Origin of the sequence: Stenotrophomonas sp. PFBMAA-4, from assembly GCF_030053215.1 — a bacterium.
Classification (GTDB): Bacteria; Pseudomonadota; Gammaproteobacteria; order Xanthomonadales; family Xanthomonadaceae; genus Stenotrophomonas.
On the sequence record NZ_JASGBW010000022.1, the window covers coordinates 1 to 12,346 of the forward strand.

A 12,346-nucleotide genomic window follows, 5' to 3' on the forward strand; every position below is an offset into this window, starting at 1 on the left:
ACGGAATCTGCGGGAATAGCTCAGTTGGTAGAGCGCAACCTTGCCAAGGTTGAGGTCGCGAGTTCGAGTCTCGTTTCCCGCTCCATGTTTCGACAGGCCCCATCGCGGGGTTTTGTCATGTCAGGGGCATCGTTCCTGGCCGCGGTACGTTGGCCTCATGGCAGAGTGGCTATGCACCGGATTGCAAATCCGTTTACAGCGGTTCGATTCCGCTTGAGGCCTCCAATTGAAAAGCCCTGACTCCGGTCAGGGCTTTTTCTTTGCGCGACCCCCTGCCAAACCACACTGCTGACCCGCAGTCGCCCCTGCTAACGTCCGCCTTCACACTCAGCAAGAGGGGCAGGCAGTGCGCGCAATGGCAATCCGGCAGGCGATCTACCTTCCCCTCGGCGCGATGTTCGCCGCAATCGCGTTCGGCCTCACCGTGCCCGGTTACAGCTCGCTCTCGCAGCACCTCAGCGAAATGGGGCTGATGCCAGGCCTGCCGGCAAACACGTTGACGGCCTGCATCGCGGTCAATGGCGCGGCCATCATCGTCTTCAGTCTTGCGCTGCTGGGTTGGGGCCGCCGTTTCGCACTCACCGCGCTCACGTCCCTCCTGTTCGGCGTGGCCATGCTCAGCAACGGGGTGTTCACCACGGGCAGCCCGCTGCATGGCATGTATTCCATCGGCATTTTTTCCATCCTGACGCCGCTGTTGTTCCTGGTCGAACTCGGGGCTGATGCCTCCCGGCGCATCGCCTGGGTTGCGCGCGCGACCTCGCTGCTGGGGATGCTCTATCTGTGGTTGATGCTGTCCGGCTTCGATCCGCAGCCCTGGCATGGGCTGACCCAGCGCATCGCGTTGCTGCCTGCATTTGGCTGGTACTCCTTTGCAGCGCTGGAACTGAGACGGGTGTTCGGGAACACCTGATGCCGTGTCTGGTTACACTCGGGGCATGAACCAGATCGACAACTTCCGCGGCGCACTGCTCGGACTGGCCTGCGGCGATGCCGTCGGCACCACGGTGGAGTTCAAGCCGCGAGGCAGTTTCAGCCCGCTCACCGACATGGTTGGCGGTGGCCCGTTCAACCTGGCGCTGGGGCAGTGGACCGACGATACGTCGATGGCGATGTGCCTGGCCGAAAGCCTGGTGCGTCGTGACGAATTCGATGCGCACGACCAGATGACCCGCTATGCCAACTGGTACCGCAACGGCTACTGGAGCGCGACCGGCGAGTGCTTTGATATCGGCATGGCCACGCGCGCGGCCATCGACCAGTTCCTGCTCAGTGGCGAGCCACTGTCGGGCAATGAAGACCCGCGCAGTGCCGGTAACGGTTCGATCATGCGCCTGGCACCGGTGGTGCTGCGCTATGCAGGAATGCCGGAGCTGCCGGCGATGGCCGAGCTGGGTTCGCGCACGACCCATGCCGCGCGCGAATGCCTGGATGCCTGCCGCTTGCTGGCTGCTGCGATCGAGCGCGCGCTGGACGGGCAATCGAAGCAGGCGGTACTGGACCTGCGTGACATCCCGGTGCAGGGCGAGCGCCTGCAGCAGATCGCCGCTGGACACTACCAGCATGCAAGCCGTGAGCAGATCCGCGGCAGTGGCTATGTCGTGGACAGCCTGGAGGCGGCGCTCTGGTGCTTCCACCAGCACGACAGTTTCGCGGCTGCAGTGCTGGAAGCGGCCAACCTCGGTGACGATGCCGATACGACCGCCGCGGTGCTCGGCCAGTTGGCCGGCGCCTTCCATGGCGCTGCGGGCATCCCTGCGCACTGGCTGCAGGTGCTGGCCATGCGCGCGGAAATCCAGGTGCTGGCGGACGCGTTGTATGAACGGAACCGCGTTGCACGGGCCGGCCAAGGCTTTGCCGCTGCCGGGAATCCGTCGTAGCGTAATCGCCAGCGGGCCGGCATGGCCACGGACAGGAGGTCTGGATGAACGTGAAAACGGGTATTGGCCTGGCGCTGCTGTTGCTGGCACCGCTGGCTTCGGCGCAGGTCTACAAGTGCAAGGGGTCGTCGGGCGAGACGGTCTATTCGCAGGATCCCTGCGGTGCGGGCAGCGAGCCGATGAAACTGCGCTCCAACCGCGCTGCCTCCGAGAGCGCGGGCGAAGCATCCAACCGAGCGGCGGTGTATCGCACCACCGGCATGAGCGATGCGGGCATCGCCGAGCGCAACTGCCTGCAGGGCGAGCAGTCGCGCATCTATGGTCCGCTTGAGTCGCGCACGCAGGCGGTCAGCCGTCAGGTGGCCGAGCTGGACCGGCAGTTGGCAGCCGCCCGCAGCACACCGCCGGATGCGGGCGGCACGCTGCCCAATGCGACCCTCGAGTCGGGCATCCGTGCGCAGATTTCCAGCCTGCAGCAGTCATTGAGCTCGGAGCGGGTCGCCGCCGATGCGCAGATGTCCACGGCGCGCGATCGCTGTGCGTCCGTGCGCCGTGACCAGGAAGACCGTGTGCAGCAGCAATACGCCGCGCCAGCCTCCAACGCGTACTGAGCCAGCGCCGGGGCGTCCTGCGTTCGGTACCCGCTGCTCCAACGGGTAGCTGACGCCGGGGGGGGAGGGCCGGCATTGCGAAGCTGGTCGGCGCTGGAATCCAGCCCCAGCGCCGCATCTAAGTGGGGGCCAGCAGGCGGGTGAGCTGGCCGCGTCACCAATCTCAAACCGGGACGACATGAGAAGGGGGTATGGTCGAGGTTCGGTCTTCGGGAGCAGCAATGGCACGCAGGGACATGCAACACCGCATGCAGCACGCGGCAGGCCAGCGATGAGCAGATCCTCCGCGGATGTGCGCTGGCTGACATTCCGGCTCAAGAACGGTCAGTCGATCGGGCCGGATCAACTGAAGGACGGCTGGGTAATCGCCGCCGAAACGCGCCATTGCGGCGTGCGCCGCGAGCGCATCGAGGGCTCGGGCGTGGTCTACGCCCTGTATGGCCCCTCCGACCTCGCATCACCGCGCCGCGCTGAACTGCGCATGCGCGATTTCCTGATGCGCTCGGGTTACACCTTCACCATGGGCACGCTGGGCGGCTGACGCCGCCCGTGGCGGTCACTCCACTGCCTCAGGGCCGCACGGTCAGCACCTGGCCGATGCTGCCGATCGGGCCGCGTTCGTCGTGCAGCACCGTACTGGTCAGGCCGATGCCTTCGCTGCCGAACGAGACCGAGGTGTCGAAGCCCAGCCAGTCGCCCTGCGGCGTGCCGAACAGGTGCACGGTCAGGTCGAGGTTGGGGAAGGCGATCTCCTTTGGATCGGCGCGCACGGCCATGCCGTTGGACAGGTCGAACAAGGTGGCGGCACGTGCCAGCGGGCTCACCGTCTCGCCATCGAGCAGCGGCTGCTTCGCGCGTGGCCAGTAGGTCGCACGGCCGGGGCCCTGGTCATCGCGGCGGATCTGCACGTTCTGGATGAAGCCGCCCGGCCACACCGTCGCCGGGTCCCATTCGGGCATGGTGTCTGCGGCGGCGATCCGCGCCAGCGGCGTGCCGGCAATGGCGGCGGTATCGTTCGGGCGCATCAGCCACGCACGCACGCGCAGGGCCGCACGGCCCTGGTGGCTGAGGGTGGCTTCGACCAGCTCGATGGTGCGGCCACCGCGCAGCACCTGCACGTGTGCGTCCATTGCTTCGATCGGAATGGTGCCGAGGATGTCGTAGGACAGGCGGCCGATCAGGAAGCCGTGGCCACGCGCGGCGGCATCACGCTCAAGATGGTGGGCGAGCAGGCCCATCGCCGGTGCGATGTGCTGCTCGTGGGTGTTCCAGGCGCCACCCACGTGTGCGGTGGGCAGGTAGCGGGTGTCGCTCAGTCGTTCAAAGAAGGCCATCGGTTCACGGGGCAGTGGAATGGGGTGCGTGGCGCGCTGTGCGCCGTACCGCCATCGTAGCGCCGCGCCCGCAGCCTCGCCTGCGCGCGAACCCCTCAACGCGCCGCGGCTGCCTTCAATGCATCCAGCACCTGTGCACCGGAAAAGCCGCAATGCCCTTCGCCGGCGAGGGGCAGCACGCGCAGTTTCGCGGCACTGCCCGCACGCGCCGCCTGTTGCGGATACACCGCCTGCATGCGCGGCACGATGGTTGGATCGTCGTGGTTGAACTGGATCACCAGCGGTTTCAGCAGGGTGCCGCTCAAGGCCAGCCGCTCGCGCACGTAGGCTTGCCCCGCCGCGCTGGCCTGCAGCCGCTGCACGCCCGCGTTGAAGGCGGCATCGTCACCGAAGCCGCTGTAGACCGTGCCGAGGTTGCCGGCCGGCATGCCGGCGGCGCGCTGCGCCAGTTCGTGCAGCACCAGTGCGTGCAGGCTGATCACACCAGCCAGTGCATCGGGTGCGACCTGCAGGCGGGTGGCCAGCTGTGCGGCAGCTGCCGGCCGGGTTGCCAGCGCAGCGGCGATGCCCTGGTACAGCGCCATCTGTGGCAGCGCAGCGGCCTCGCGTGAGACCAGGCCGCCTGCAGGCAGGCCGTCGGCCTTGGGAAAGAAGTAATCAAAGGCCACCAGAGTGGTCAGCAGATCCTCGGCCAGCGCTTCGCCCGGCAGATTGGCCCCGCACAGCGAAATGCCGCCGTCATAGGCCTGCGGATGCTGTTCCAGGCTGGCCACCGTGACCGCGCCGCCCATCGAGAAGCCGAGCATCCACGTCCTGCGCACCTGCTTCAGTTCGGCCAGCGTGTGCTGGCGCAGGCGTTCCATGTCGGCCACCGCGTCGGCCACCGCCCAGCCCTGGCTGGAATAGGCGCTCTGGGCGACCGCGTAACCCGCATCCAGCAGGGCCTGGGTGCTGTCGGCAGCGGCCATCGGCGTCGCGCGCGGCACGCCGACCGGCTCATAGCCATGGGCCAGCATCACCAGTTCGCCGTTCCACCGCGTGGGTACGTCCAGCCGCCATGGCGCGCCCTGCAGTTCGCCGTTGAGCGAGCGTGGCGCAGGCGGGGCGGCGGCGTGCAGTGCGGTCGTAGGCAGCAACAGGCCGATGGCCAAGGCCAGTGGAAGCAGCAGGCGCATCGCGTTCGTCCTTGCAGGAATGTGCCGAGCATAGGCGCAGCCCCTGCGGTGCGCGCGCTGCACTGCGACAGCGCGCGCATGCTGGGCTCAGGCCGGCGGCTGGCCGGTCGCGGTTTCGATGAGCGTACGGCGGAAGGCTTCCACCAGCGGCCGCAGGTTGATGCGGTGCCAGGCGGCCCACAGCGGCGTGCGGTAGCTGAACCACGGCAGCTCGCGCAGCACCACGCCGGCCGGTGCCTGGTGGTCCAGCCTGCGCTGCAGGGTGGTCAGGCCCAGCCCGGCGGCCACCAGGCCGAGCGCGGCCAATGGCTCGCTGGCTTCCATGGCGATGCTCGGGGTGAAACCGGCCTTCGCGCAGGCGGCGATGAAGGTGTCGTGGCGCAGCGCGCTTTCCTTGTGCATCACCCCGATCCACTGCTGGCTGGCCAGGTCATCGGGTGTGATCTGCTCGGCGCTGGCCAGGGGATGTCCCGCGGGCAGGGCCAGCAGCATCGGGTCGTTCAGCACCTGGGTGGCCTGCAGGTCCGGATCGTCGAACGCGGGCGGTTCACAGACCAGGGCGATGTCCAGGCTGCGCTGGCGCAGGCCTTCCAGCTGCACGTCCGATTGCTGGTTGTACAGGGCGATATGCACGGCCGGGCGATCGCCGCGCAATGCGCGCAGGGCGGTGGGCAGTACGCCCGAGTGCATGGCGTATTCCAGGTAGCCGATGCACAGGCCGCCCTCGTCGCCCCGGCCCAGGCGCCGGGCCAGCGACTCCAGCCGGTTGGCGTGGGTCAGCAGGGCCCGCGCCTCCGCCAGGAAGGTGCGGCCATCGGCCGTCAGGCGGATGCGCTGCTGCGAGCGCTCGAACAGCTGCAGCTCCAGCCGTTCCTCCAGCTGGGCGATCTGGCGGCTGAGCGGGGACTGGGAAATGTGCAGGCGCTCGGCGGCGCGGCCGACGTGTTCATCTTCGGCGACAGCCACGAAGTAGCGAAGTTGGCGGAGATCGAGCATAAGACCGTCCGGGACTCAAGATTGGAAAATTATGTCTTGGACAGTCTTATCGGGCAAGCCTAGCCTGTGCCTCAACCTCAACAACCTCCGCAGGAGGACCCCCATGAGCATCAATGAACTGCTGGCCGGCAAGACCCTCGGCTTCGGTACCGCCCCGCTGGGCAACATGTTCCGCGACATCCCGGAAGCCGAGGCCCAGGCCACGGTGGACGCGGCCTGGGAGCAGGGCACGCGCTACTTCGATACCGCCCCGTTCTACGGCGCCGGCCTGGCCGAGATCCGCCTGGGCGACGCGCTGGCCAGGCGCAACCGCGATGATTTCGTGCTGAGCACCAAGGTCGGCCGCCTGATCCTGGATGAAGTGGAAGACACCAGCGCCCGCGACCTGGGCGAGAAGGGCGGCCTGTTCGTCGCCGGCCGGCCCAACAAGCTGGTCAATGATTACTCGGCCGACGCCACCCTGCGCTCCATCGACGACAGCCTGAAGCGGCTGAAGACCGACCGCCTGGACATTGTCTGGGTGCACGACATCGCCCAGGACTTCTACGGTGATGAGTGGCTGTCCTACTTCGAGACCGCACGCCGCGGCGCCTTCCGGGTGCTGACCCGGCTGCGCGAGGAGGGCGTGATCAAGGCCTGGGGCCTGGGCGTCAACCGCGTCGAGCCGATCGAACTGACCCTGGACCTGGACGAGGCGCGCCCCGATGGCTTCCTGCTGGCTGGCCGCTACTCGCTGCTTGACCATGAGCGCGCGCTGCAGCGGGTGATGCCGAAGGCGGCCGAGCGCAACACCGGCATCGTCGTGGGTGGGCCGTACAGTTCCGGCGTGCTGGCCGGTGGCAGCCACTTCGAATACCAGCAGGCCTCGCCGCAGATCCTGGCCAAGGTTGAACGCATGAAGGCCATTGCCGCTGCGCACGGCATCAGCATCAAGGCCGCCGCACTGCAGTTCGCGCTGGCCAACCCCGCCGTCGCGGCGGTGATCCCGGGCGCCAGCCGCCCCGAGCGCATCGCCGAAGACTACGCCGCGCTGAAGGAAGTGATTCCGCCCGCGTTCTGGCAGGAACTGCGCGCGCAGGGCCTGGTGTCCGCTGATGCGCCGCTGCCCATCGATCTGCGCTGAGCACGGAGGAGACCTGCCATGGCAACCGCATCTGCATCACTCACCGTACCGGCCAGCGCCGATCGCGTCTGGAATCTGATCGGCGGCTTCGATTCGCTGCCGGACTGGCTGCCGTACATCCCCACCAGCACGCTCAGCGAAGGCGGTCGCGTGCGCCATCTGGCCAACCCCGACGGTGATGCCATCGTCGAGCGGCTGGAGGCGTTCGACCAGGCCGGGCGCACCTACACCTACTCGATCCTGCAGGCACCGTTCCCGGTGACCGGCTACCGCTCCACCCTGCGCGTGGTCGAACTGGACCACGGTGCGCGCATCGACTGGTCCGGTGCGTTCACCCCGGTGGGCGTCAGCGACGAAGCGGCCTCGGCATTGTTCGAGGGCATCTACCGTGACGGCCTGAGGGCGCTGCAGGCCACGCTGGCCGGTTGAACAACGCGGTCGCCCACCGCAGGGCCGGATTCGATACGATGGGTCGCATCAGCCATCATCTGCTTGATCTGGAGTCCTGCCATGGTCGACCGTCTTGCCATCCTGCTGGAACGTTTCGCGGTCAATGCCTCGGTGTTCCATGCCGGCGCGCTGTGTGGCATCAACAGTCTGCAGGGCGAGGACGAGGCTGGCCAGCTGCACCTGGTGCGGCGCGGGCCGGTGCAGGTCAGCCATGGCCAGCAGACCGTGCAGGTGGATGTGCCGAGCCTGCTGCTGTACCCACGGCCGATGCCGCACCGCTTCAGCACCGATCCGCAGCACGGTGCCGACATGGCCTGCGCCAACCTGCATTTCGAAGGCGGCCGGCTCAATCCGATCAGCGCGGCCCTGCCGGATTTCATCTGCATGCCGCTGGCCGATCTGTATGGCGGCAGTGCCGCGCTGGACCTGTTGTTCGAGGAAGCCTTCGAGCAGCGCTGCGGGCGTACGGTGATGGTCAACCGCCTGTTCGAGGTGGTGATGATCCAGGTGCTGCGCCAGTTGATGGAAGGCGGGCAGATGCGCGGTGGCCTGTTTGCCGGGCTTGGCCACCCGCGCCTGCGGCTGGCCCTGGTGGCCATGCACGAGGCGCCGTCGCAGGCCTGGACGCTGGAGGACCTGGCCGAAACCGCAGGGATGTCGCGCAGTGTGTTCGCCGCCAGCTTCCGCGAGGCGATGGGGACCACGCCCGGCCAGTACCTGCAGGGCTGGCGCGTCAGCCTGGCCCAGCAGGCGCTGCGCCAGGGCCGCCCGCTGAAGCGCATTGCCGACGATGTCGGCTACGGCAGCGAGGCTGCGCTGTCGCGTGCATTCAAGGCGCACACCGGGCAGTCGCCACGGCAGTGGCGCGATCAGGATCGCGCCAGCGCCGCCTGAGCGATCAGCCCATCACCAGCCGGGCCAGCTTCATGCCGCCGAAGAGGCCGGCCAGGCCGAGTGCGACCGAACCGCCGGCATACAGGGCGGCCAGCCCATGCTGGCCGCGCTGCAGCAGCAGGCCGATTTCCAGCGAGTAGGTGGAGAACGTCGTGTAGCCACCGAGGATGCCGGTGGTCAGCAGCAGCCGCAGTTGCGGCGATGCACCGTTGCGCAGCGCGAACGCCTCCACCACCACGCCCATCAACAGCGCGCCGCTGATGTTGATGAGGAAGGTGGACCAAGGCCACGGGCTGCCGACCGCAACCCGCGCGCCGAGCAGGTTGCAGGCGTGGCGCAGGCACGCGCCCGCGCCGCCCCCCAGGAAGACCAGGACATAGTTGTTCAGTGCTTGCATCGTTTGCCTCGAGTGCTGGTTCGCAGGATCGACGGCGTACGCAATGGCGGGCACGGCCTGCCATCGACGAACGCCGGGTTCGTCAACAACAGGAGCCATCAGCCATCAAAGGCGGTTATCGGGGGAGCCCCATCCCCATCACCGTCCATGCTACCAGCGACAGGCAGCCCTGCGCAGGACGGGTCAGGGCAGGGCGGTCGCCACCACGCGGGCCACCTTGCTGCGGCTGATGCCTTCGCGCAGCAGGTCGTTGGCCATCAACCCCAGCGATGCCTGCCGCCGGAAACCAACGTCGAGCCCGCGCCGGGCCAGGATGTTGGCCACCATTTCGTAGGCCGTTTCCCAGACATCCAGATACGCCTCGCTGGGCTGGTACATGTAGGCGGTGCCACGTTCGCCCACTGCGCCATCGACCGGACCGAACAGCAGCTCGCGTGGATCCATCTTCACCGCATCGGCGATGCGGAAGAGTTGTTCGGCTTTTACGTGGTCGGCTTTGACGTTGTCGTTGAGCCAGTTGCTGACGGTGGCCGTGGTGCTTTTCGCGGCGCGGGCCAGGTGAGCCGGGCGGGTATGCCCGGCGTCCTTCATGGCGGCGGCGAGTCGTTGTCCAAGAGTATTCATCTATGCAAGCCAGCTTAACGCGTGGATTCAAAAGAATCCTTGCCACCAAAATAAGTCTGATGACGAAAGAGATCGAAAATGGACGAAAAGTGGTGCAAGCGTCACGTGCGCATGCGGCTGGGCCTGGCTACCGACGCTGAGCTGGCCAGGCTCTTTGGAATCAGCAGATCCGCTGTCTCGCAATGGCCTCGCGACGTTCCGATTCCCGCGCTGCGGCGCTACATGCTGCAACAGCGTTATCCGGATCTGTTCCCGGCGGAAAAGAGCAATCAGGCAGAATCGGTCTGATTAACGACCAAAAATGTCGTATCCGGATCGGTCCACCCATTTTGTTAAGCGTGCTTATCGCCATAGGCGAATTCGATGGAAAACGGGACGACGGGTGGACGGCAGGTGCGGAGCGGGCGCCGGTGTCGGCTTTGGCGCGGCCCGGGGGTGAGGCAGTGACGCCTCTCGCATCATGAACGATTAATAATTTCAATCACAAAAGTCGCCCCCTGTAATTGACCTGTCGTGAAAATTATGACTAATTGGCATCAGCCGGCCGTGAAGGCCGGGAGTCTTTCAGTAGCAGGCAAGTGGATCGGTTGACCGTCAACGATGCAGGACAAGTCCAACGGAGGTCGTATGGAATACGGCATGCATGGCTTGGCTGAACGGGTACGCCGCGAACTGGAAGCCAGTTACCACAAACACGGATGCGGTCCGGCGTTCTGGGATACCTACCAGCAGGTGCTTGACCGCCTGGTTCCGCAGGGAACCGAGCGTACCGAAGTCACCAATGATCTGGCGCTGATCATCGAGCAGCTCGGCATCGTCCGCCGTGCGCAGCTGGTGCCGCCGGACGACGGGCGCCCGCGCTGAGTCAGCACAGGCGCCAGGCGCCGCACGCCAGCAGGGCAAACAGCAGCGATGCCAGCGCGGTGGTGCGTGTGCGCCACCGGTGGCGCGCCTGCCCGGCCATGGACTGCGGACTGCAGTAGCGCACCAGCCCTTCGCCGAAGCCGGCACGGTGCTGCTGCTGCGCGCATGCCTCCAGGCAGGCACCGCAGGCCAGGCAATCGGCCTGCGGCCCATGACGGATATCCAGCTGCATCGGGCACGCCGTCACGCACGCCGCGCAATCGGTGCAATCCCCCAGCCGGTCCGCACTGAAGGTGGGCATCGGCCCGGCCAGCAGCGGGTGGGCGGCACGGAATACGTAGTCCTGCGCCGTTGTCGGATCGAGCAGGCCACGGCCGCGACCGAGCACGCCACCCAGGGCGGCAGGCCGCGCGCCGCGGGGTTCGCCACGGCGGGCGTCGTAGAGCATGCGCGGCGTATGCGGATCGGTCAGCAGTGGCTGCAGGCGCGCGAACGGGCACAGCGAACGGCACACCTGTTCGCGCAGGAAGCCCGCATTGCCGTAGGTGGCTGCGGCATAGAACAGCACCCAGAAGGCTTTCCAGCCAGTCCAGCCGCTTGCAGCAGGCAGGCCAAGCAGGCCGTGGATGGGGCTGAACAGGCCGACAAAGGTGATACCCGTCCACAGCGAGAGCAGGACCCAGCACAGCCGGGTTGCGACCGTGGCCACGCGCGGGGGCAGCCGTCGCGACAGCGCGCGGGCGATGCCATCGAAGGCCCGCATCCACAGCGTCTGCGGGCAGGCATGGCCACACCAGACCCGCCCGGCGAGGTGGGTCAGCAGCGCCAGGCTCACCGCAAGTACCGCCAGCAGGCCCAGCAGCACGCCGACGTCATCGGGCCACAGGGTCCAGCCGAACAGGTCGAAGCGGCGCGCGGCAAGGTCCAGCAGCAACGCCTGGCGCCCGTTCCAGCGCAGCCAGGGCAGCAGGTAGAACAGCGCCAGCAGGACGGCGCTGAGGGCGCCACGCCAGCGCCAGGGACGGGGCAGGGAGGGCGCGGCGCAGCTCATCCCAGTGGCAGCTCGTCGTCGTCGCCGTCGCCCATCGGGCGCAGCAGGTAGCCGGTCACCGCGCTGGACAGCGCCGTGACGGCCCAGAACATGAAGAAGCCCGCGGTGTAGCCCAGCTCGCGGCTGATCACGCTGGCGGGGAAGCTGATGGCCTGCAGGCGCAGGGGATCGACGAAGGCGAAGAACACCACGCTGGCCACGCCGGCGGCGATGAAGCTGGGCCAGAGGATCGCGCCCCAGTGCTGGATCAGCCGTTGGCGGCGGCTGGAAGACGGTGTGTTCATGCGGTCCCAGGTCTGAGGAAGAGGGCGGCGCGTATACTTCGCGCTGGGCGGCGCAGCATCCGCAGTGCGTGCGTCCTGCAAGCGCGCCAGCCTAGGCGTGCCTGCCCGCCTCGACATTGATCTGGATCAACAGCGGCAGCCGCCGCCTTCGGCACACTGCCGATCCGTACTGGGTAACCCGATGAACGCAGCAACCCCGACCGAACTTCCCGTTGCCTCCCTCGAGCTGTGCAGCGAGGAGGAGGTGACCCGCCTGGTCCACGACTTCTATGCGCGGGTGCGCGAGGAGGAGCGGCTGGGGCCGGTGTTCGAGGGGCATGTGCACGACTGGCCGTCGCACCTGGCCCAGCTGGTCGATTTCTGGTCGGCGATGCTGCGCGGCACCCGCCGTTTCAGTGGTTCGCCGATGTCCAAGCACATGGCCATCGCGCTGGACAAGGACCTGTTCGACCGCTGGCTGGTGCTGTTCCACATCACCACCGCCGAGTGCGGCAACCCGCCGATGCAGGCGCTGGCCGACGACGTGGCCAAGCGCATCGCTGAAACCTTCTGGCGCCGCTACCAGATGCTGCGCTGGCCGCAGGTGGGCCTGCCGGTGCTGGGCGTTCGCGGCCAGGATTGATCCAGGTCAAGGCGGTCGCGTCGCGTCAGCGCGATGCTGGC

Annotated in this window: 17 protein-coding genes, 2 tRNA genes and 1 riboswitch; of the genes, 12 read left to right on the top strand and 7 right to left on the bottom strand. The window is 67.4% G+C overall.

Annotated elements, in window-relative coordinates:
* Positions 1 to 9: 9 nt before the first annotated feature.
* The 6 genes from QMZ26_RS14120 to QMZ26_RS14145 all read left to right on the top strand — a co-directional run bounded on the left by QMZ26_RS14120 (position 10) and on the right by QMZ26_RS14145 (position 3,032).
* A tRNA-Gly gene (locus QMZ26_RS14120) sits at positions 10 to 85 on the top strand.
* Between the two features lie 66 nt (positions 86 to 151).
* A tRNA-Cys gene (locus tag QMZ26_RS14125) sits at positions 152 to 225 on the top strand.
* Between the two features lie 130 nt (positions 226 to 355).
* Positions 356 to 913 carry a DUF998 domain-containing protein gene (locus QMZ26_RS14130; RefSeq protein WP_283221834.1) on the top strand — a complete coding sequence of 186 codons (558 nt, stop codon included), beginning with the start codon at positions 356 to 358 and terminating at the stop codon, positions 911 to 913.
* Between the two features lie 25 nt (positions 914 to 938).
* A complete protein-coding gene (locus QMZ26_RS14135; RefSeq protein ID WP_108746417.1) occupies positions 939 to 1,880 on the top strand; it encodes an ADP-ribosylglycohydrolase family protein in 942 nt (313 codons plus the stop codon).
* A gap of 44 nt (positions 1,881 to 1,924) precedes the next feature.
* Complete coding sequence (locus tag QMZ26_RS14140) at positions 1,925 to 2,491, top strand: DUF4124 domain-containing protein (protein ID WP_283221835.1); 567 nt, start codon at positions 1,925 to 1,927, stop codon at positions 2,489 to 2,491.
* 271 nt (positions 2,492 to 2,762) lie between these two features.
* The gene (locus tag QMZ26_RS14145) at positions 2,763 to 3,032 is read left to right on the top strand and encodes a hypothetical protein (RefSeq protein WP_108747800.1); all 270 of its coding nucleotides are present in this window, start codon (positions 2,763 to 2,765) and stop codon (positions 3,030 to 3,032) included.
* 28 nt (positions 3,033 to 3,060) lie between these two features.
* Here the strand turns inward: QMZ26_RS14145 and QMZ26_RS14150 are convergent, their stop codons facing one another.
* The 3 genes from QMZ26_RS14150 to QMZ26_RS14160 all read right to left on the bottom strand — a co-directional run bounded on the left by QMZ26_RS14150 (position 3,061) and on the right by QMZ26_RS14160 (position 5,996).
* On the bottom strand, positions 3,061 to 3,825 hold the full coding sequence (locus QMZ26_RS14150) for a thioesterase family protein (RefSeq protein ID WP_283221836.1): 765 nt from the start codon (positions 3,823 to 3,825) through the stop codon (positions 3,061 to 3,063).
* Between the two features lie 95 nt (positions 3,826 to 3,920).
* A complete protein-coding gene (locus tag QMZ26_RS14155) occupies positions 3,921 to 5,000 on the bottom strand; it encodes an alpha/beta fold hydrolase (protein ID WP_283221837.1) in 1,080 nt (359 codons plus the stop codon).
* Between the two features lie 87 nt (positions 5,001 to 5,087).
* Complete coding sequence (locus QMZ26_RS14160) at positions 5,088 to 5,996, bottom strand: LysR substrate-binding domain-containing protein (RefSeq protein WP_283221838.1); 909 nt, start codon at positions 5,994 to 5,996, stop codon at positions 5,088 to 5,090.
* A 103-nt stretch (positions 5,997 to 6,099) separates the two neighbouring features.
* On the opposite strand from QMZ26_RS14160, the gene QMZ26_RS14165 reads away from it, so the two are divergent.
* The 3 genes from QMZ26_RS14165 (at position 6,100) to QMZ26_RS14175 (ending at position 8,463) form a co-directional block, all read left to right on the top strand.
* Positions 6,100 to 7,119 carry an aldo/keto reductase gene (locus QMZ26_RS14165; RefSeq protein WP_283221839.1) on the top strand — a complete coding sequence of 340 codons (1,020 nt, stop codon included), beginning with the start codon at positions 6,100 to 6,102 and terminating at the stop codon, positions 7,117 to 7,119.
* 18 nt (positions 7,120 to 7,137) lie between these two features.
* Entirely contained in the window at positions 7,138 to 7,548 is a 411-nt protein-coding gene (locus QMZ26_RS14170) for an SRPBCC family protein (RefSeq protein ID WP_283221840.1), read from the top strand.
* Positions 7,549 to 7,629: 81 nt separating this feature from the next.
* The gene (locus QMZ26_RS14175) at positions 7,630 to 8,463 is read left to right on the top strand and encodes an AraC family transcriptional regulator (RefSeq protein ID WP_200733337.1); all 834 of its coding nucleotides are present in this window, start codon (positions 7,630 to 7,632) and stop codon (positions 8,461 to 8,463) included.
* 4 nt (positions 8,464 to 8,467) lie between these two features.
* On the opposite strand, the gene crcB is transcribed toward QMZ26_RS14175, so the two are convergent.
* Both crcB and QMZ26_RS14185 read right to left on the bottom strand, forming a co-directional pair.
* Complete coding sequence (gene crcB / locus QMZ26_RS14180; RefSeq protein ID WP_079221402.1) at positions 8,468 to 8,860, bottom strand: fluoride efflux transporter CrcB; 393 nt, start codon at positions 8,858 to 8,860, stop codon at positions 8,468 to 8,470.
* An 82-nt stretch (positions 8,861 to 8,942) separates the two neighbouring features.
* A riboswitch (Fluoride riboswitch) is annotated at positions 8,943 to 9,006 on the bottom strand.
* Positions 9,007 to 9,043: 37 nt separating this feature from the next.
* Positions 9,044 to 9,484, bottom strand: coding sequence for a helix-turn-helix domain-containing protein (locus QMZ26_RS14185; RefSeq protein ID WP_283221841.1), 441 nt, complete (start codon positions 9,482 to 9,484; stop codon positions 9,044 to 9,046).
* Between the two features lie 78 nt (positions 9,485 to 9,562).
* Between QMZ26_RS14185 and QMZ26_RS14190 the strand changes: the two genes are divergently transcribed.
* The gene (locus QMZ26_RS14190) at positions 9,563 to 9,772 is read left to right on the top strand and encodes a hypothetical protein (RefSeq protein WP_283221842.1); all 210 of its coding nucleotides are present in this window, start codon (positions 9,563 to 9,565) and stop codon (positions 9,770 to 9,772) included.
* A 339-nt stretch (positions 9,773 to 10,111) separates the two neighbouring features.
* A complete protein-coding gene (locus tag QMZ26_RS14195; protein ID WP_200733339.1) occupies positions 10,112 to 10,348 on the top strand; it encodes a hypothetical protein in 237 nt (78 codons plus the stop codon).
* A gap of 1 nt (position 10,349) precedes the next feature.
* Here the strand turns inward: QMZ26_RS14195 and QMZ26_RS14200 are convergent, their stop codons facing one another.
* Both QMZ26_RS14200 and QMZ26_RS14205 read right to left on the bottom strand, forming a co-directional pair.
* Positions 10,350 to 11,399, bottom strand: a complete 1,050-nt coding sequence (locus QMZ26_RS14200) for a 4Fe-4S dicluster domain-containing protein (RefSeq protein ID WP_283221843.1) — start codon at positions 11,397 to 11,399, stop codon at positions 10,350 to 10,352.
* Entirely contained in the window at positions 11,396 to 11,683 is a 288-nt protein-coding gene (locus QMZ26_RS14205; RefSeq protein WP_079221407.1) for a hypothetical protein, read from the bottom strand. Before QMZ26_RS14205 ends, QMZ26_RS14200 begins: the two co-directional genes overlap by 4 nt.
* A gap of 181 nt (positions 11,684 to 11,864) precedes the next feature.
* On the opposite strand from QMZ26_RS14205, the gene QMZ26_RS14210 reads away from it, so the two are divergent.
* A complete protein-coding gene (locus tag QMZ26_RS14210; RefSeq protein ID WP_108746423.1) occupies positions 11,865 to 12,305 on the top strand; it encodes a group III truncated hemoglobin in 441 nt (146 codons plus the stop codon).
* Positions 12,306 to 12,346 lie beyond the last annotated feature (41 nt).